The 17,531-nt window shown below is 44.7% G+C and carries 14 protein-coding genes; 5 read left to right on the top strand and 9 right to left on the bottom strand.

Features of this window, described 5'->3' with window-relative positions; translation table 11 throughout:
• The first annotated feature begins 130 nt into the window (after positions 1–130).
• From MHH56_RS02880 to MHH56_RS02865, 4 genes are all read left to right on the top strand, one after another.
• Positions 131–712, top strand: a complete 582-nt coding sequence (locus tag MHH56_RS02880; RefSeq protein ID WP_339206497.1) for a hypothetical protein — start codon at positions 131–133, stop codon at positions 710–712.
• 126 nt (positions 713–838) lie between these two features.
• Positions 839–1,735 carry a manganese catalase family protein gene (locus MHH56_RS02875; protein ID WP_339206495.1) on the top strand — a complete coding sequence of 299 codons (897 nt, stop codon included), beginning with the start codon at positions 839–841 and terminating at the stop codon, positions 1,733–1,735.
• Positions 1,736–1,849: 114 nt separating this feature from the next.
• Entirely contained in the window at positions 1,850–2,530 is a 681-nt protein-coding gene (locus tag MHH56_RS02870) for a TraX family protein (RefSeq protein ID WP_339206494.1), read from the top strand.
• 189 nt (positions 2,531–2,719) lie between these two features.
• Entirely contained in the window at positions 2,720–2,938 is a 219-nt protein-coding gene (locus tag MHH56_RS02865; RefSeq protein ID WP_076268411.1) for a hypothetical protein, read from the top strand.
• 250 nt (positions 2,939–3,188) lie between these two features.
• Here MHH56_RS02865 and MHH56_RS02860 read toward each other — a convergent pair whose 3' ends face one another.
• From MHH56_RS02860 to MHH56_RS02820, 9 genes are all read right to left on the bottom strand, one after another.
• A complete protein-coding gene (locus MHH56_RS02860; RefSeq protein ID WP_108994996.1) occupies positions 3,189–3,569 on the bottom strand; it encodes a hypothetical protein in 381 nt (126 codons plus the stop codon).
• Between the two features lie 143 nt (positions 3,570–3,712).
• Entirely contained in the window at positions 3,713–4,618 is a 906-nt protein-coding gene (locus MHH56_RS02855; RefSeq protein ID WP_339206492.1) for an IS3 family transposase, read from the bottom strand.
• Positions 4,619–4,642: 24 nt separating this feature from the next.
• Positions 4,643–4,879, bottom strand: a complete 237-nt coding sequence (locus MHH56_RS02850; RefSeq protein WP_339206491.1) for a transposase — start codon at positions 4,877–4,879, stop codon at positions 4,643–4,645.
• 109 nt (positions 4,880–4,988) lie between these two features.
• Positions 4,989–6,788: a methyl-accepting chemotaxis protein gene (locus MHH56_RS02845; protein ID WP_339206490.1), complete on the bottom strand. Its 1,800-nt coding sequence runs from the start codon at positions 6,786–6,788 to the stop codon at positions 4,989–4,991.
• 1 nt (position 6,789) lies between these two features.
• Positions 6,790–8,103 (bottom strand): bifunctional diguanylate cyclase/phosphodiesterase, encoded by a 1,314-nt coding sequence (locus tag MHH56_RS02840; protein WP_339206488.1) that lies wholly within the window; start codon positions 8,101–8,103, stop codon positions 6,790–6,792.
• 232 nt (positions 8,104–8,335) lie between these two features.
• Complete coding sequence (locus MHH56_RS02835) at positions 8,336–9,064, bottom strand: response regulator transcription factor (RefSeq protein ID WP_076268413.1); 729 nt, start codon at positions 9,062–9,064, stop codon at positions 8,336–8,338.
• A gap of 102 nt (positions 9,065–9,166) precedes the next feature.
• Positions 9,167–13,018, bottom strand: a complete 3,852-nt coding sequence (locus tag MHH56_RS02830; protein WP_339209477.1) for a response regulator — start codon at positions 13,016–13,018, stop codon at positions 9,167–9,169.
• A gap of 167 nt (positions 13,019–13,185) precedes the next feature.
• Positions 13,186–14,181, bottom strand: coding sequence for an L-glyceraldehyde 3-phosphate reductase (gene mgrA, locus MHH56_RS02825; RefSeq protein WP_339206486.1), 996 nt, complete (start codon positions 14,179–14,181; stop codon positions 13,186–13,188).
• 109 nt (positions 14,182–14,290) lie between these two features.
• On the bottom strand, positions 14,291–15,736 hold the full coding sequence (locus tag MHH56_RS02820; protein WP_339206485.1) for an HD-GYP domain-containing protein: 1,446 nt from the start codon (positions 15,734–15,736) through the stop codon (positions 14,291–14,293).
• A gap of 291 nt (positions 15,737–16,027) precedes the next feature.
• Here MHH56_RS02820 and MHH56_RS02815 point away from each other — a divergent pair, with 291 nt between their 5' ends.
• The gene (locus MHH56_RS02815) at positions 16,028–17,164 is read left to right on the top strand and encodes a peptidylprolyl isomerase (protein WP_339206483.1); all 1,137 of its coding nucleotides are present in this window, start codon (positions 16,028–16,030) and stop codon (positions 17,162–17,164) included.
• Positions 17,165–17,531: the final 367 nt, after the last annotated feature.

The raw sequence follows: 17,531 nt of genomic DNA, 5'->3' as shown, positions 1-17,531 counted from the left end.
TATGTAAATTTAAGAGAGTTGCATGGACGAGTATCGCCCTTCATGTGTTGAATTTAACCTTCCATTTTTGTATGACCCGCTCGCTTCCTGCATACCTATATGACATACCATACGAATGGAGGTCTTTGGCTTGGCAGAAAATATGATGAGCATGGGCAATATCGGCAATATGGGCAATGTGCCAAACCCCGGCAACATGGGGAGCATGAGCAATATGCCGAACGCAGGGAACTCGGGCAGCATGCCTAACATGAACACCATGAGCGGTATGCCGAATGCAGGCAATATGGGCAGCATGCCCAATATGAGCAACATGGGCAATATGCCAAACGTCGGCAGTATGGGCGGCATGCCCAATATGAGCAACATGGGCAATATGCCACACGTCGGCAGTATGGGCGGCATGCCCAATATGAGCAATATGGCAGGCATGGAGAAGCCCGCTCCAGTGATCTATGAAGCCGAAGCGCAGCACACGGCAATGGTGATGGAGGTACGCGATAGGATTATGAATATGTGCGGCGGTCATATGCATAAATACGTTTGCGTCCAGACCATCGATGGACATGTATTTGAAGGCAAGCTTATGCATATCGATCACTGCATTCTTTATTTGCAATGTACGATGCGTGACCCTCGCGCTTTCATGAACCCGTACAATGCGGTGCTGCCACTCGTTCTGTATGAGCTTCTTGTCATCACACTGCTCTAAGTATCAAGTTAGGCTTTGATACATTCGACAAAAGCATGTCCCTTTTGACATCGACGGTCTATGACTGCGAAAGCTGTCATACATATGCATAGAATGAAACGTCGATGAAATGAGGGGAGTAGACTCATGATTGAACGGATAAATCGGCTTCAGATAGAACTCCCGCCATCACCTTACGCGGATGCGAACGCCGCTGCAGCGGTGCAGGAGCTGCTTGGAGGAAAATTTGGTGAAATGTCCACCTTAAACAACTACATGTATCAGTCCTTTAATTTCCGTGAGAAAAAGAAGCTTAAACCGTTCTACGACCTAGTATCCAGCATAACAGCAGAGGAATTTGGCCATGTGGAGCTTGTTTCGACAGCTATTAATATGGTGTTAACAGGGACAACAAGTCCCGGTGATCCTAACTCTGCTCCACTAAGAGAAGGCGTAAATAAGCGCAACAGCTATTTTTTTATACAAACCGGTCAAACCTCGCTGCCAGGTGATTCGATGGGACGCGCATGGACTGGTGATAATGTATTTAGCAGCGGCAATCTAGTGCTTGATCTTCTGCATAATTTCTTCTTGGAGTGCGGAGCACGAACGCATAAAATGCGAGTATTTGAGATGACGGATCACCCTACAGCAAGGGCAATGATTGGATATTTGCTCGTTCGCGGCGGTGTCCATGTACTTGCCTATGCCAAAGCGCTCGAAATCGCAACGGGTGTTGATGTGAAGAAGCTTATCCCTATTCCCGACCTTAGCAACAACAGCTTCGAAACGGCTCGAAAATACGAAGCAATGGGGCTTGGCAACAAGCTGTACACATTCAGTCAGAACGACTACAAGGATATTGTCCTCATTTGGAATGGACAAAATCCGCTTACCGGCGCTGAGCTTGAGGTCATTCAAGGCGCACCGCAAGGCGCACCTATGCCTGATTTAAGCGAGCTTCCAGAAGAGTTTGCGCCAGGCATCTCGCAAGAGGATTTTATTGAAATTGCCCGTCGGCTGCAGAAAAACGCCGGACTATAATCAAGTCATGATTCAAGGGAGACCTCCTCATGCGCGCAAAGCGGCTTGGAGGTCTTCCTGCTCCTATTCCCTCGTTTTCCTATGCTATACTAAACAAAAGGCGAGGGAACGAAGGTGATTGCGATTCAAGTTTTGGCTATGCTTACTATGCTTATTGATCATATTGGTTTGTTGTGGTTCCCTGAGAACGTCATTTGGAGAATCATTGGACGGCTGGCACTCCCTTTCTATGCGCTCGCGATTGTCCTCGGTTATTACCGAACGAGCAATCTCGATCGTTATCTGAAACGGGTAGCATGGATCGCGCTTTTATCGCAGCTGCCCTATCAATTTGCTTTTTACCGGCTTGAAGTCAATACGGTAGGCACTTTATTCGTCTGCCTGCTGCTTTTGCGCCTTCTAGACAAATGGAACGGAAAGCCGCTTCTGCAAGTTCTGCTTTGCCTTTCACTCGCTGGACTTCTCGAGTTTATGCCCTTCAGCTATGGCGTATATGCTGCACTGCTCGTACTCATTTATCGTTATGCTCAAAATCAATCCTTTGTTGTGTTTCACTTCTCCTTGGAAGTGGTAAGCATCTTTATAAAGGAATGGTTCATACAGCCCTTTAGCATATTTGCTACTATTCTCATGGTCTATGTGCCTGATTTCATGCGCAGCCTCGAAACCATCAAAGTACCGCGCTTCGTCTGGCGCAGCTTTTATCCGCTTCATTTAACGCTCATCGCAATCGTTTATTATGCAACCAGCAGCGAAAGCTTTAAGGAAATATTTTGCAAGCTATCATTCAGTTGATCATTCCGCCAGTTTTTCTATGGCTTTCATACATGAGATTACAGCTGCTACACCACTTATGCATGTGCAATCATTGTCGAACATGTTAGAAAAGTGTAAATAAAGTAAACAAAATTCTGACCACATATTCATAAGGGGCTAAAATATTTACGTTAGAATGGAGGAAATTGATCGGAGGTGTTATAGGAAATGATGAAAATCGTTACCTTTAAAAGTCGTTCTGTCCCAGTCTATTACCCTAATGAACAATCGGCATCCATAGATCTGCTTCATCATAAATTGTACGAATTAGAACTTGATTTTGACTTCCGCAAAAAGTGGAGAAGAATCAAATCGGTTGAAATGGTGCGTGATGTCGCTATTTTCCAGTATAACGACGGCACAAAGCTCTACCTTGAAGTATGTTAGATAACTCGTAAAGAAAGACCTGCAGGCAAAGTGCCCGTCAGGTCTTTTTGTGCTTTCATCATCCCCATTCACCTACAAAAAATGCCCCAACAGCATATTGGTCAAGCCCCAATATTGTAGACAATGAAAAAGCCCTTTAAAATGAACTGTTAAATGACAAAGCGGCAGACCAAATTCTGGTCTGCCTTTCATTGATTGAACTATCGTTACCCGTTAGCGTAACAAAATACTGTTGATTGCGGTGCAATAATTAGTCATATTGTGAGTACAGTTCAAGCATATCATCAGCACAGCCAGCTATGATCGTATTTGCTTGTTCAGCATGTTTTACTGCCCCAGCGTAAAGTTGTAGATTAAAACTAACAGAAGCCATTATTAAATGCCATTCAGCGTCCGTAATTCCCTTATCAGAAACAGTTTGCAGCAGCCTGTATGCTTGTTCAAATGGATTGGTCTGGTCAGAATAATCTTGCAGATAATTCAATGCCCTAGCATATGCTAAAATCATTTCATATGACCACTGTTCCTGAGGGTACTGCTGCAAGATTGATTTTATTTCATAATAATTATCTACAAGCTTCATTACATCCATCTCTGCCTCAAGATCGTTTATATATTGCATGTCAATCATTCGGCTTGCTCCCTTCTCTATATCCATGTACCAATTTTACTAATTATTGATACATGATGCACAAGAGGATTTCTTCCTATTTTTTGCTATCCTGCCTGTTAGCTTAATGAATTGCAGTCTAACATTTGAATTTTGTCTAACGATCATGCTGTAAATTTTAGTCGATACTCAATTGGTGTCTGTTTGTTTAATTTAATTTGAATCCGATCATTATTGTAAAATCGAATGAACTCCTCAATTCGTTGTTGAGCCTCACTAATTGAACTAATATCATATGGATAGAGTGCTTCCGTTTTCAGATGAGAGAAAAAACTCTCCATTGCTGCGTTGTCTATACAATTGCCCCGACGTGACATGCTGATTTGGACTCCTACCGTAGGCAGTAGATCGTGGTAAACATGAGACGTATATTGGGAGCCCTGATCGCTATGGACGATTAGATCGACTATCTTACCTGCAGCGTCTTTGTGTTCTTCAAAAGCCTTGCTAAAGGTGTCTAATACCAGCTCATTGTCGTTTCTAGTGCTCATATGAAAGGCTACGATGTCTTTCCCATACAAATCCATTATAGCAGAAAGATATAGGCGCTGATCGCCTACACGGTACTGTGTGATGTCCGTAACCCACTTCTGATTTGGTTTTGTTGCCATGAATTCACGATTCAGCAGATTTGGAGCAATTCTGCCGTCTGACTGCGCGGCTTGATACGTGTTGAAGTAAGGACGTTTGGCACGAATGATAGATCGAATACCCATTTCCTGCATGAGACGTAACACTTTCTTGTGGTTCACTGTATCTCCGTATTGACGCTCCAGTTCACCTTGAATCCTCCTGTAGCCATACTTTCGATCTCGCTGGAGGTAAATATCTTTAATCCACTTCTTGATTTCGCCGTCTGGATCATCCATTTTACGCTTAAGGTAGCGATAGTAAGCACTCCGCCATACATCAAGTAATTCACAAAGAAGAGTCACCGAATACATTCCGGACATCTCCTCGATAATGGCATACTTGCCCTTTACACCTCCCGTTTCCAGATTTCTAAGCACTTTTTTAACACCGCATTCTCCCGTTTAAGCTGCTGGGTGTATAGGTCCTGATCGATCTACCCTTCGGCCTCTATTATCCAATAATCCATATTCACCTTGTTTTCTAAACTTATAGACCCATTTACGAACCCTATCTTTATCTTGTATCCCATACTTCTCAGTAATTTGCCTATATGTCCACTTCTCATCCTCATGTAACCGTACGGCTTCCTGCTTTATTTCCTTTGTATACGATTTATATGGTTGTTCTTTCTTCCTCATAAAAAATACCCCCTAAAGTATCATCGGTTCCCCATATGGGTTTTTCCAATGTCTACTATAAAGGGGGCACTTCATATCGCTGCTAGGGCATTATTCATTCTCCTTTAAGCTAAACCTTAAATTTCATAATTTCCTTCTGTAAATGCTCTGCCATATTGGCAAGCATAGCTGATGCCGCTGCAATTTCTTCCATCGAGGCCGTCTGCTGCTGCGCCGCTGCAGCTACAGATTGCGTACCAGAAGCCCCTTCAACCGCGATATCAACGACCTCTTTAATGGTCAGCATCACCTGCTCCGTACCTGCTGCAATGCCATTTGCTGCTTGCGAAACCTCATCAATTTGCTCAGCAACCTGCATAACCTCGTCCCGTATAGAGCCGAACATGCGGCCTGCTCCTTCAACTGCTTGGATGCCGCCGGATACGACAGTGCCCGCATCATTCATCGCCAGCACCACACGTTCCGTCTCCGTGCCAACAGCCATAACAATTTTCGTAATATGATCGCTTGATTCCTTCGTTTGCTCTGCCAGCTTGCGAACCTCGCCAGCTACAACTGCGAAGCCTTTGCCATGCTCGCCCGCCCTCGCCGCTTCTATTGAAGCGTTCAGTGCAAGCAGATTCGTCTGAGCAGAAATGTCTGATATAACCTGCACCATTCTAACGATTTCTGTGGATCGATTCCCAAGTCCTTGTACGGCTGCAGCCAAACTATTAAAAGATAGCTGTATCGATTCCATTTGAACAACTGCCTGCTGCAGCGTCTCGTTTCCTTCTGTTGCCTGGCGGGAAGTTTTTTTGGCTGCATGTGACGCTTGCTCCGTGCTGACCGCAATTTGCTGAACGCTTGCCGACATTTCATGTATAACCTGAAAACTCTGCTCAGCACTCGCCGATTGCTTCTCTGCCCCATCTGCTACCTTCTGAATCGTATATGCGATATGTTCGCTTGCATGACTGGTTTGTTCTCCGCTAGCCATAAGCTCCTCCGAGGAAGCGGCTACCTGATCGACGCTGCTCCCCACCTCGTGCACAAGCGTTTTAAGCTGCTTTACCATTTCATTAAAGCTTACAGCAAGTACACCTGTCTCATCTCGGTAATGGCAAATAATTGGTTCTATTTGAAGATTGCCTTTTGCAACCTCCATCGAAAGCGCAGAAACCTGCTTGATTGGCCGTGTCATGCGGATCGTAAAGAGTATTGTCGCTGCCATACCGACAGCTATCGTAATTAATAAGGTAACGATTGTCACCGTCACAATCTGTTCAGCGCCTTTATTAAAATCCTGCATATATGTACCAGAGGCAATAATCCAGCCCCAGTGAGGGTCCTTCTCTAAGTAAGTAATTTTCGATGCCAGTTCATTCTCTGTACCCGGAAGCGCCCAAGTATAATAAACAAAACCGCCCCCCGACTCCGCTTTCTTCATGAAGGCATCCGAAACAGGGAGACCCCATTCAGAATCGAGCACTGGTTCTCCATCGCTGTACTTAAGTCCAGCAAGACTGCTGCCCTCCATCGTGGGATGGGCAATCGTGAGTGAGTCTTTGTCTAATGCAAAAACATAACCGTTTTCGCCGAGATCAATGCTTTTATTGATAGGCCGTTTGCCTGCCTCATTCTTTGGCCCAAGCATAGTGACTTTGACGAACTCCTCTGCTTTGGCGCGGTCAATCGCTCCTGCTTTCACCTGTGTATCGAGCAATGCAATTAAACCAATGGTGCTTCTAACGCTATTTTGAAGCAGCTTCTCGCCGCCGTTGTCCAGTTCGCTAACAGCAGTATTGTAACTTAAAGTACTAACTAGAATGCTAGGAATTAAAAGAAGCGACAAGCATAACGCCATTAGCTTTATACGAATCGTAGGTTTGATCGATCGAAGATTTTTTAGCTTGCTTAATAGACTCACTTTACAGTTCTCCTTTAGTCATCTTCTTTGCTGTGTATTCCGAACGTCGTATCATGGATATATCAAGCACGTCAGGTTCCTGTGGTTTGCCCAGAAGGAATCCCTGTACATAATTGCAGCCCCATTCGCCTAATAATTCGTATTGTTCCTTGTACTCTACACCCTTGGCAATCACTTCAAGACCAAGCTTATGAACGAGATTAATGATGCCTTCAACGATAATGCGATCCGCGCTTTGCAGATCAATGTTTCTAATGAATGACTTATCGATCTTAAGGCAATGAATCGGCAATTGATTCAAGTTGGTGAGGGATGAGAAGCCTGTTCCAAAATCGTCTAGTATGATTCGAACGCCAGCTGCTCGAAGCCAGCTAAGTGTAGATATGGCTGTAGTTGAAGTATGAAGCATACAGCTTTCCGTTATTTCAAGCTCAAATGAGGAGGGCGCAAGCTCATACTCCTTTAACACATGCAGCACCGTTTGTGAAAAGGTCGGATCTTGCAGCTGAAGAGAAGATATATTAATTGACATATTAAGACTATTCAAACCATATTTGCTCATGTTCGCGAGCGTTTTGCACGATTCTCTAAGCACCCATTCTCCAATAGGTACAATGAGACCGCTATGCTCAGCTATAGGTATAAATTCTGTAGGTGAAATATCGCCAAGCTCAGGATGCTGCCAGCGCAGCAGCGCTTCAAATCCTTTAAGCTTACCGTCCTCCATGCGATAGATTGGTTGATAGCTGAGGTGAAATTGCTGTAAATATAAGGCCGGTCTTAACGCCGCTTCAATAGCGATGCGTCGGTTAAGCTTATTCGTATCTTCCAAATTATAAAATCTTGCTCGATTGCCGCCCTGCTCTTTTGATTGGTATAGGGCAGACTCCGCTCGGCATATGAGCTGTTCGCTTGTTCGTCCATCCTTCGGGTATATCGTTGCCCCAATACTCGAGGTCAAATATAGCTCCGCTCCGTTAATATCGATGGGACGCTCAATCGCATTTTTGATAGCCTCCACAGCTTGCATGCTTTGACATTCATCATGTTCTACAGGCATAGCTACCATAAATCTGTTTCCACCAACTCTACTCACCGTTGTAGCAGCCTTTCTAGCCTCAGCCAGACGCTGCCCCATCATGAGGAGTACATGGTTGCCAAACTCTGTTCCTTTGGTTTCGTTTAAGCGATAAAATTTATCCAAATCCACCAACGCCACCACCATCCGCTTGCCTGCTGCACGTACGACATTTACGGCCAATTCCAGCTGTGCAAAAGCCTCCTTGCGACAAGGCAAACCGGTCAACGCATCCATGTTGTTCGACCACCATCCTTTTCCATTTCAGTTATATACACTCATTTTGTCATACAACTATTAGAAAAATTAATGAGCAATATTTAGAACATTGTTAGATAATTTAATACCCGTTCTAACAACCTTACAATTAAGAGAATGGCAGCGAATATTCAAAGTATTGCTGGGCAAATGGGTAAAAAAAAAGAATCACTCCATGTTATAGAGTGATTCTTCTTACATAATAGCTTATTCAGCTTTGATTCTTGCTCGTATGCTGAGCGGTATACTTATAGCCGAATCCCCATACCGTTCGAATGAGCCGCGGTTCCTTCGGGTTCTGTTCAATCTTCTTGCGAAGGTTGACGATATGTACGTCTATGGCACGGTCTGTTACGAAGGAATCAAAGCCGCGGATCGTATTTATAAGTTCTTCCCTGCTAAACACCTTGCCCGGATGTGCAAGAAATAATTTCATCAGCTCATATTCCGAGAAGGTTGTTTCAACTAACTTCCCGCGAACCAGCAATAGGCGTCTCTCAAAATCAAGCTGAATGAGCTCCCCCTCTTCGGTCGCTTCCACTGCTGCTGAAACCTGCTGCGCTGTCTCTGTCTGCATCGTATTCGATCGACGAATTAACGCCTCTACCCTAGCTGTCATTTCGTGCATGCTGAATGGTTTGCACATGTAATCATCCGCTCCAGCCTTTAAAGCCTGAACTCTTTCTGACACTTCACTCTTCATGGATAGAATCATAATCGGTACGTTAGAGCGCTTTCTAATTAGCGCACACACTTCCATTCCGTCCAGATCGGGCAAGATTAAATCAAGCAGCACCAAGTCCGGATTAAACTCTGATGCGAGTCTTAATCCATCATCCGCTCTATAAGCTTGCATGACAGAATAGCCTTCCTCGGATAAATACATAGACAGCATATCACTCATCATGACGTCATCTTCAATAACTAAAACCTTATACATTGTCGTCACCCTTTTTGAGGATTGAAGATTTCTGTCGAATATTTTTTGTATCTCTACTATACCTTAACGTTATTAAAGGAACAACAAGTTGTTAGAAATTTGTTAGGTTTTATTGTCGAATATATCTTTCGCTTTCCGAAGCCCATCCAAAAGCCGCTTTAACGTCACCTCTAACTGAATAATAGCTTTTTGCAAATTGTCCGATTCAAGCTCCGGCAGCTTCACGATTCGCTCAACCTCACAAGCCGCCTCTAACAATTCGTAAGCAGATAAATAACCGGCAGCCCCCTTAAGTGTGTGAGCCATTCGTTTGACAATTGTTAGCTCCGATTGCTTAATCATCATTCGCAGCTGGTCTGCAAATGAATCGTAATCAAACATAAATTGCTCCATCATATGCAGCAAGATCGGCAGTTTTCCATTCACTCTTGCCAGTGCGCTTTCAACGTCCATGCCGTCAATAGACGGCAAACTATCTATATTTGCTGGTTCTAATGCACGTGAACGATCATTTAGGCCAGATTTGACGACCGGCTGAATAGCCGAACCGCTGATTTCCTTCAACCAATAGGAAATGACATTATGAATTCGTTCGGAGGAAATAGGCTTCGTTACCACATCGTTCATCCCCAGCTTCAAATAACGCTCGTGATCATTGCGAAGCACGTTTGCCGTCACGGCAATAATCGGAATATGATCATATTTAGCTTGTGTGCGAATGATGCGAACCGCTTCCGATCCATCCATTATCGGCATATGAATATCCATTAATATAAGATCCCAGCGCTCTTCGCCCAGCTTCATCAGCACTTCTTCGCCATTCTCAGCTAAGCCGACCTCGTAGCCCCGCTCCTTCAAAATTTCGATTGCTACCAGCTGATTAATTTTATTGTCTTCTGCTAACAAAATCCGCGTATTTGTCATATTTTGTTGAATCGTTGCTACGAGCGACTCGATTTCTTGTTCCTTCCCATTCGTGCCCTTATGATCCAGAACACTTTCAATTGCACGAAGCATAGCCGTTCTCATGATAGGCTTAATTAACAATGTTACCGGTCTTTGCTCAGCAGGAAGCTGCATCATTTCGTCGCGTCCATAAGAGGTCGTCATAGCAATGGTTTTGACACCAGCTAGTTCCGCATCACGATGGAATTCAAGCCAGGTTTCTGCACCGTACATATCCGGCATCTCCATATCCAGTACGATAAGCTTCGGCAGAGCGCCAGCTCCAATGCGGCGCAGGCGATCTCTAGCCATTTTCCAAGAGTGAAATGGAATAGGCGTCAAGCCAAACGATTCGACAATATCGCTCCAGTGCTCCCGCATCTCGTCATCATCCTCTACGATCCACACGGGCTGCTCCAATAAATCCTGATGAACCTGCAAACGCGGTTCGGTATACTTATGAATAATAGTGAATGGCAGCGTAAAGTAAAACTCGCTTCCAACAAGCGCTTTGCTGGAAACCATCAGCTTGCCTCCCATTAATTCAACAAATGATTTGGATATGACAAGGCCAAGTCCCGTTCCACCAAACTTCCGTGTTGTTGATCCATCCGCTTGCGTAAACGGTTTAAAGAGCTTCTGGACCTGAGCCTCGCTCATCCCAATCCCCGTATCCGAGATGATAAACTTCACGTCTACCCCTTTATCCGTCTGCTCCACTATCTCCAGCTTCAGCCTTACTTTTCCTCTATTCGTGAATTTGATCGCATTCATGCACAAATTGAGCAGCACCTGCTCAAGACGCAGCGCATCGCCAATAATCGTTTGCGGCAATTCCTCTGGCGTATCAATAATGAATTCAAACTGCTCTTTACCGCCCATAAATACGCTTAATTGATCAGTGATCCGGTGCATCAGCTCCTCAGGCTGGAACGGCTGACGTTCGATGTCGACCTTGCCTGCTTCAATTTTGGAGAAATCCAAAATATCATTAATAATTCGCAGCAGCGTCTCCGAGGAGGTATTCATCTTGTCCATATAATCCTTCTGTGACGAAGAAAGCCCTGTCTTGCGCATTAATTGCGTCAAGCCGATAATGCCATTAAGCGGCGTGCGTATCTCATGGCTCATGAGCGCCAGGAATCGACTCTTCGCTTGATTCGCTTCCTCCGCTTCGAGTGTGGCGCGAACAAGCTTCTCCTGCACCATCCTCTGCTCCGAAATATCTCTGGCTATACAAGAGAAAAACAGCTCACCCGTATCTTCATCCTTATGCGGCACGATGACCATGGAAACGTACAGCGGCTCGCCATTTCGCTTCATCAACTGCGCGTCGCTTTCCCAGTAACCAAACTCTTTGGCGAGCGCTGCTCCTCTCACAAGCTCCGAATACATTTCTGGATGAGAATATTCCTCTACCATATGCACCTGATCCGCATTGCTTTGCAAGCCCAGCATTTCTCTGCCTGCCCCATTCATATAGACGAGCTTGCCTCTTGAGCTGACTGAAGCTATTAAATCCTTAGCTGATTCAACGATGTCGAGCAAACGGTTGCGTGCTTTCTCTACATGCTTGCGGTCGGAAATATCGAGCACCATGCCTACAACGCCAGAGAACCGCCCATTGCGGTCACGCAAACCATTCGAGCTGTGCAGCGTTGGAATTCTTGTTCCGTTTTTATGAATAAAGGTCCATTCCCTCTCATAGGAGAAGCTCGCGCTGCGGAGCTCCTTGAATACTTCAAGACCAGGCTGAACCGTTCTGCCAAGCTGTTCGGTAAGCTTCTCAGCTTCCAAGCGAACCTCATCTAGATCCATGAACAACAGCGGTGTAGCGCTTCCAGCCAGCTCCGAAGTCTTATAGCCCAGCATCTCTTCAGCTGTTTTATTCAAATAGGTGACCTTATACTGATCGTCGAGCACGATAAATGCATATTGATTTTGATTAATGATTGCCTCAAGGCGATCGAACATTTCTTGCAAATGCTCCATCATGCCGTTCACAGAATGACCAAGCTGACCGATCTCGTCATATGGCTCAACCTCAAGATGCTCTGCCTCGAAGCTCCCCGCTGCAGCCTGCTCCGTCACGCCCAAAATACGTTCTAACCGTTTCACAATACGTTCGAAGTAGAGAAAGAAAAAGATTACAATGATCACTTCCGAGACAGCAATCGTCGTGAAAATACGCCAAAATATCGGCTTTACCTCTTCTTCCAGCTTGGACATTGGCTCTTGCAATGCAAAACGCCAAGGTGTTTCACTCACCTTCGTATGAAAAACCGCGTACGCTCTTCCCGCTATGTTAATTTTCGAAACACCCTCATAGGAGCCAAGCATTTTCTCCGCAATCGGAGACAAGGAAGACTTCTCATGAAATAAGCCCTTGCTAATGATTTCTTGGTTATCAGAGCTATAGATGATGCCGCCTTCATCATTGAACAAGCGTATAATCGTTTGATCGCCTGTGAACTCAATGAATGGCCGAAGTGTAGCCATGGCAATAGAGGCATACACAACTCCTTTGATTTCATTCGTACCTCCATATACAGGCACCACAATAAACGATTGCGTAGCATCAGAAAAAGAAGGCTTAAAAGGGTCCGTAATGACCACTCTGCCTGTAATCGCAGCCTGAAAAAATGACTCCATACTCATATCCCGTCTCATGCCATCGGTACGCATGCTTATGCCCGATTCATCTATATACCCAATCGAGTGATAGATAAAGCCCCCACGAACAAGCTCACGTCCAAAATAATGAAGACGCTCTTCATCTGTACCAAAACGGACAACCTCTGTTCGGCTCATCACAATAACCTCCGCTTTGCGGATAGCCATCCATGACGCTAATTCGTTTGCACGCTTGTTTTGCATGCTGCTTGTTTTCTCGATTTCGGATTTAAGCATCGCATCCTTGACCGCAGAATAGTTGCCCACTCCAGCAATCAACAATGGGAAGAAAGAAATGAGAACAATCAGGATTAATCCTTTTGTACGCAACGACATTTTTTTCAAAATCACTTCCACCTTCCGCTACGCATGAGCCAAATCTGCCTGACTTTGACACTATTATATCTCTTTCAACTATTATTTGGATAATAAAAAAACGCTAGAGCCTGCATGCCGCAACACTGCGGTTAGCTGCTCTAGCGTATCATTCTATTTATACAAATCTATTCAGCTGCAAGCACCGCTTCAATACGGCTAAGCTCCTCGTCGCTGAAATCTAGACGGCGTAGTGCTGCAACATTATCATCAATTTGTTCGACACGACTTGCTCCGATCAAAGCCGAAGTCACTCTTCCGCCTCGGAGTACCCAAGCAAGAGACATTTGGGCAAGCGATTGTCCACGATGCTGTGCAATCTCATTCAACTGCTTAATCTTATTCAATGTGCTGTCTGTAATATGATCTGCCTTCAGAAATACACTTGGTCCTCCAGCGCGTGAATCGGCAGGAACACCATTCAAATAACGATTCGTCAGCAAGCCTCCAGCAAGCGGAGAAAATACGATCGAGCCTATGCCTTCTTCGTCCAAAACATCCTGCAAGCCGTTCTCGATCCAGCGATTGAACATCGAATAGGATGGCTGATGAATAAGGAAAGGCGTACCTAGATCCTTCAGAATAGCGGCCGCTTTAGCTGTTTGCTCTGGATTGTAATTCGAAACGCCGACATACAGCGCTTTTCCTTGGCGCACAATATGATCAAGAGCCCCCATTGTTTCTTCAAGCGGTGTATCCGGATCTGGACGATGGTGATAAAAAATATCGACATAATCAAGGTTCATCCGCTTTAGGCTCTGATCCAAGCTGGAAACCAAATATTTGCGTGAGCCCCATTCGCCATAAGGACCTTCCCACATATAGTAGCCAGCTTTGGTTGATATAATAAGCTCATCACGATATGCTGCAAAATCTTGTTTAAGTATTTGGCCAAACATTTCTTCTGCTGAGCCAGCAGGCGGTCCATAGTTATTCGCAAGATCGAAGTGCGTAATGCCTAAATCAAATGCACGGCGTACCATGGCACGCCCATTCTCATGACGGTCAATGCCGCCGAAATTATGCCACAATCCTAAGGAAATTGCCGGCAGCTTTAAGCCGCTTCGTCCGACACGGTTATACTTCATGCTCTCATACCGATTATTAGCCGCTAAATAAGTCATGTTCAATATTCCCCCAAACCGTTATTGGAATCACTTATTGTGCTTATTAATCAACAACAAGCTGCTTCCCGTTTATTGTACAACTGCTGCGAACCAAATGGAAATGCGTTTATTTGATCAGCCTTTTCTCCAGCTTCAAATGCGGACTGTTGCGGACGGTTTCCTCGAAAAAGCTCGTTTGCTCCCGTACAAGGCGCTCCCATGCCTGAACGCACACGGGGTCGAAATGTCTCCCGCTCTCCTTTAGGATAATTTCCATAGCCGCCTCATGCGACATCGCCTTTCGGTAAGAACGTGACGAGGTCAAAGCATCATAAACATCCGCTACGGCAGTGACCCGTGCAAGCAGCGGTATCTGTTCACCTGCAAGCTGATCAGGATAGCCGCTGCCGTCCCACTTCTCATGATGAGACCTTATAACAGAAAGCTCCTCCGGCATAAAACCTAATCTTTTGCACAAATCGTAGCCCGATATAGGATGCACCTCAATAATTTCACGTTCCTCAGGTGTAAGCTTGCCTGGCTTGTTCAAAATCGTATCCGGTATTCGCAATTTGCCGACATCATGAACTAATCCGCCTTGCGCAATCGCCCTTAATTCAGCTGAGCTGAGTGAAAGCTCCTCTCCCAGCTTCAAAGCATAAAGGGCTACCCGATAGTTATGGCCTGCTGTGTAAGAATCACGTGCTTCCGTTGTCATCACCAGCTCTCGAACGCTTGAAGACATATAGGTGTTAATCCAATCGCGCGGATTGGCGCGGAACATCAGCTTAATAGAGGCTGTAATGGATTTGGAGCTGACATATTGATTCACAATACCCCAAACCATAACAATAACCGAAGCAAGCAATAGGAAATGGTAAAGCCACCAGCTTATATTCCAAGCTTCGCCACTCACGATAATCAGCTGTGCAATAATCATCCAGCCTGAGCTGTACACGATGGCGAGCTGCAATGGAAAACGAGAAGATATGTACGCTTGCAAATACCGATATATTGTCCAGCCATTCAAAGCGATCGTAAATAGGCTTGCGGCCCATTTCATTGGCAAATCCTTAAAATGTAGAAATAGAATAAGATTCGGGTAAAACCAAAGGATGGTGCAAAGGGCAAGAAGCAAGGATATCCATAAGGGCAAAAGCATTCGCTGCAACTGCGCAAACCATTTGATGAGAGGACGATCTACAGATATAGAGGACAACCACAACCATACAACGGCCAGTATAACGCTAAGCTGAGCAGTGCTGCCTGCAGTACTTGAGTGATGCGTTAAAAAACCAGGGGTAGATAAGCCATGCAGAACAAACAATGCAGATAATGATACATAAGATAACGATAGAAAACTAATCTTAATATTGCGAAGGGTAATCGCGACGAATCCTACAGCAATAGCAAGGATCAGCGAGATCATGGCTACGAGACTGACGATATAAAAATGCTCTTGAGGTGCGTTAATGCTCTTATCAAGCTCCGAACCTCGCAGCGCGAAATAGCCTGCCAATGGCAAAAGCATTAATAAAACTAAACGTGTGTATACCCACATATTTTTGCGCAAGCTTATTCCTCCTAGATGTCGTTCTTTATATGTATTTGCTGGTAAACATACCGCCTGTGGGAGGCGCAAAATGTAAAGTTTCATCAAAAACCAACATGAAACTTGTAGGATAATGTTGGATATTCGTCTTTTACTATCATATCATCACGCAGTCAACCTATAAATAGTGAAATTTCGCGGAAATACGGATAATTCAAACCGACAACATATATTTTTATTTTAGATTAAGGTTTTTTCAATCTTGTTTTGTTATAGTAGTTGAAGACAGGTAAATTGAAGGGAGTTTATGGAATGAATAACAAGGAATCGCAGCCAAACAAAGACGCAGAAAACGAATTGACTGCGAAGGAAGAACGTTACGAGCTCGAACAGACAGATGAGCAGGACAAGCTTTCGGATCAAGATACAGCTATCGAAGAGGAGCTTCAACAAGAATTAAACGAAGAGCTTCCTGAAGCATCAAACGACGAGGTTCGTGCTGCTGCCCTAAATTCGGAGAGCGTTCATCAGGCTCCCAAAGGCGGAAGCGGCAAAGCATGGTTGATCGTCTCAGCAGTACTAGCTATTTTGCTGATCGTCGTATTAATTAAACCGCCATTTGGATCAAGCAATGAAACCGTGGCAACTGTCAACGGTGTCAACATAGGGAAAGACAGACTTTACGATGAGCTAGTTAAAGCAGGCGGTCCGGCTACACTTGAGAACATCATTACACAAGAGCTGATCGTCCAAGAAGCAGAAGCAAATAACGTCAAGGTTACAGACGCTGACGTAGATGCTGAAATTGCGCTTATCAAGAAGAGCTTCGGTACGGACGAGCAGTTCAATGCTGCACTTGCTCAGTACAACATGACGCTTGAAAACTTGAAAAGCGATACAAAAATCAATCTAACGATTCGTAAAGTTTTGGAGCCAAAAACAGACGTAACTGCGGAAGAAATTCAACAGTTCTATGATACGAACAAAGCTGCGCTTGGCACGCCTGAGCAAATTCAAGCTTCACACATTTTGGTAGCAACAAAAGAAGAAGCTGATGCTATTCTAGCTGAGCTTAAGCAAGGCGGCGACTTCGCTGCAATTGCCAAAGCGAAATCGATCGACCCAGGTTCGAAAGATAATGGCGGAGATCTTGGCCTATTCGGAAAAGGAAAAATGGTTCCTGAGTTCGAAGCTGCTGCTTTTGCATTGAAAATTAATGAGATCAGCGGTGTTGTTCAAACCGAAAACGGCTTCCACATTATTAAGAAAACAGCTGAGCAAGCTGCTGTTGTTCCAACGTTCGAAGAGAAAAAAGAAGAAATTAAGAACCAGCTTGTTGCTACTGAAGCAAATGAGCTATCCGAAGCTTGGATGACAGAAATTCGTGCAAAAGCAAAAATCACGAACACACTGACTCCAGCAGCTACTGACGCTCCAAAAGCTGAATAATAGCTAATGCTTTCTTTAAAGGGACTGTGCTTCATAGGTTATTTATAACCTGTGGGCACAGTCCTTTTTTCACAATAAAAAGCCCCCCTTTCACCCGGAGGGATGGGCTTCAAGGAGGCTTTGGCTTCAGAAGGACAGATGAGCCTCTTCAATTTTATGTCATTCTTCTGAAGTTAATATATATTATTCTATGACTATCAATTGGCGTAGATGATTGTTTTACTAGATTCGACCATTTTAAAACAGGCAATCGATCGGTTAGGGATAGTCGTACGGATGACGGGGAGGGCGAAATGACTCTGTAGGTGTTATTTAGGACATAAATAGTGAGGTAGCGTGTATTGCGAATATGATATGATGGTGAAAT

The organism is Paenibacillus sp. FSL K6-3182 (genome assembly GCF_037976325.1).
In the GTDB taxonomy this organism is placed as follows: domain Bacteria; phylum Bacillota; class Bacilli; order Paenibacillales; family Paenibacillaceae; genus Pristimantibacillus.
The sequence above is the reverse complement of the archived record's forward strand: the minus strand, read 5'-3'. Positions and strand labels throughout refer to the sequence as shown.

Bases quoted from the DNA above. Each gene is read 5' to 3' on its own strand.
- MHH56_RS02875 (WP_339206495.1), top strand. From the start codon at position 839: ATGATTGAACGGATAAATCGGCTTCAGATAGAACTCCCGCCATCACCT.
- MHH56_RS02865 (WP_076268411.1), top strand. From the start codon at position 2,720: ATGATGAAAATCGTTACCTTTAAAAGTCGTTCTGTCCCAGTCTATTAC.
- MHH56_RS02860 (WP_108994996.1), bottom strand. From the start codon at position 3,569: ATGATTGACATGCAATATATAAACGATCTTGAGGCAGAGATGGATGTA.
- MHH56_RS02850 (WP_339206491.1), bottom strand. From the start codon at position 4,879: ATGAGGAAGAAAGAACAACCATATAAATCGTATACAAAGGAAATAAAG.
- MHH56_RS02840 (WP_339206488.1), bottom strand. From the start codon at position 8,103: ATGGATGCGTTGACCGGTTTGCCTTGTCGCAAGGAGGCTTTTGCACAG.
- MHH56_RS02835 (WP_076268413.1), bottom strand. From the start codon at position 9,064: ATGTATAAGGTTTTAGTTATTGAAGATGACGTCATGATGAGTGATATG.
- MHH56_RS02830 (WP_339209477.1), bottom strand. From the start codon at position 13,018: ATGTCGTTGCGTACAAAAGGATTAATCCTGATTGTTCTCATTTCTTTC.
- mgrA (WP_339206486.1), bottom strand. From the start codon at position 14,181: ATGACTTATTTAGCGGCTAATAATCGGTATGAGAGCATGAAGTATAAC.
- MHH56_RS02815 (WP_339206483.1), top strand. From the start codon at position 16,028: ATGAATAACAAGGAATCGCAGCCAAACAAAGACGCAGAAAACGAATTG.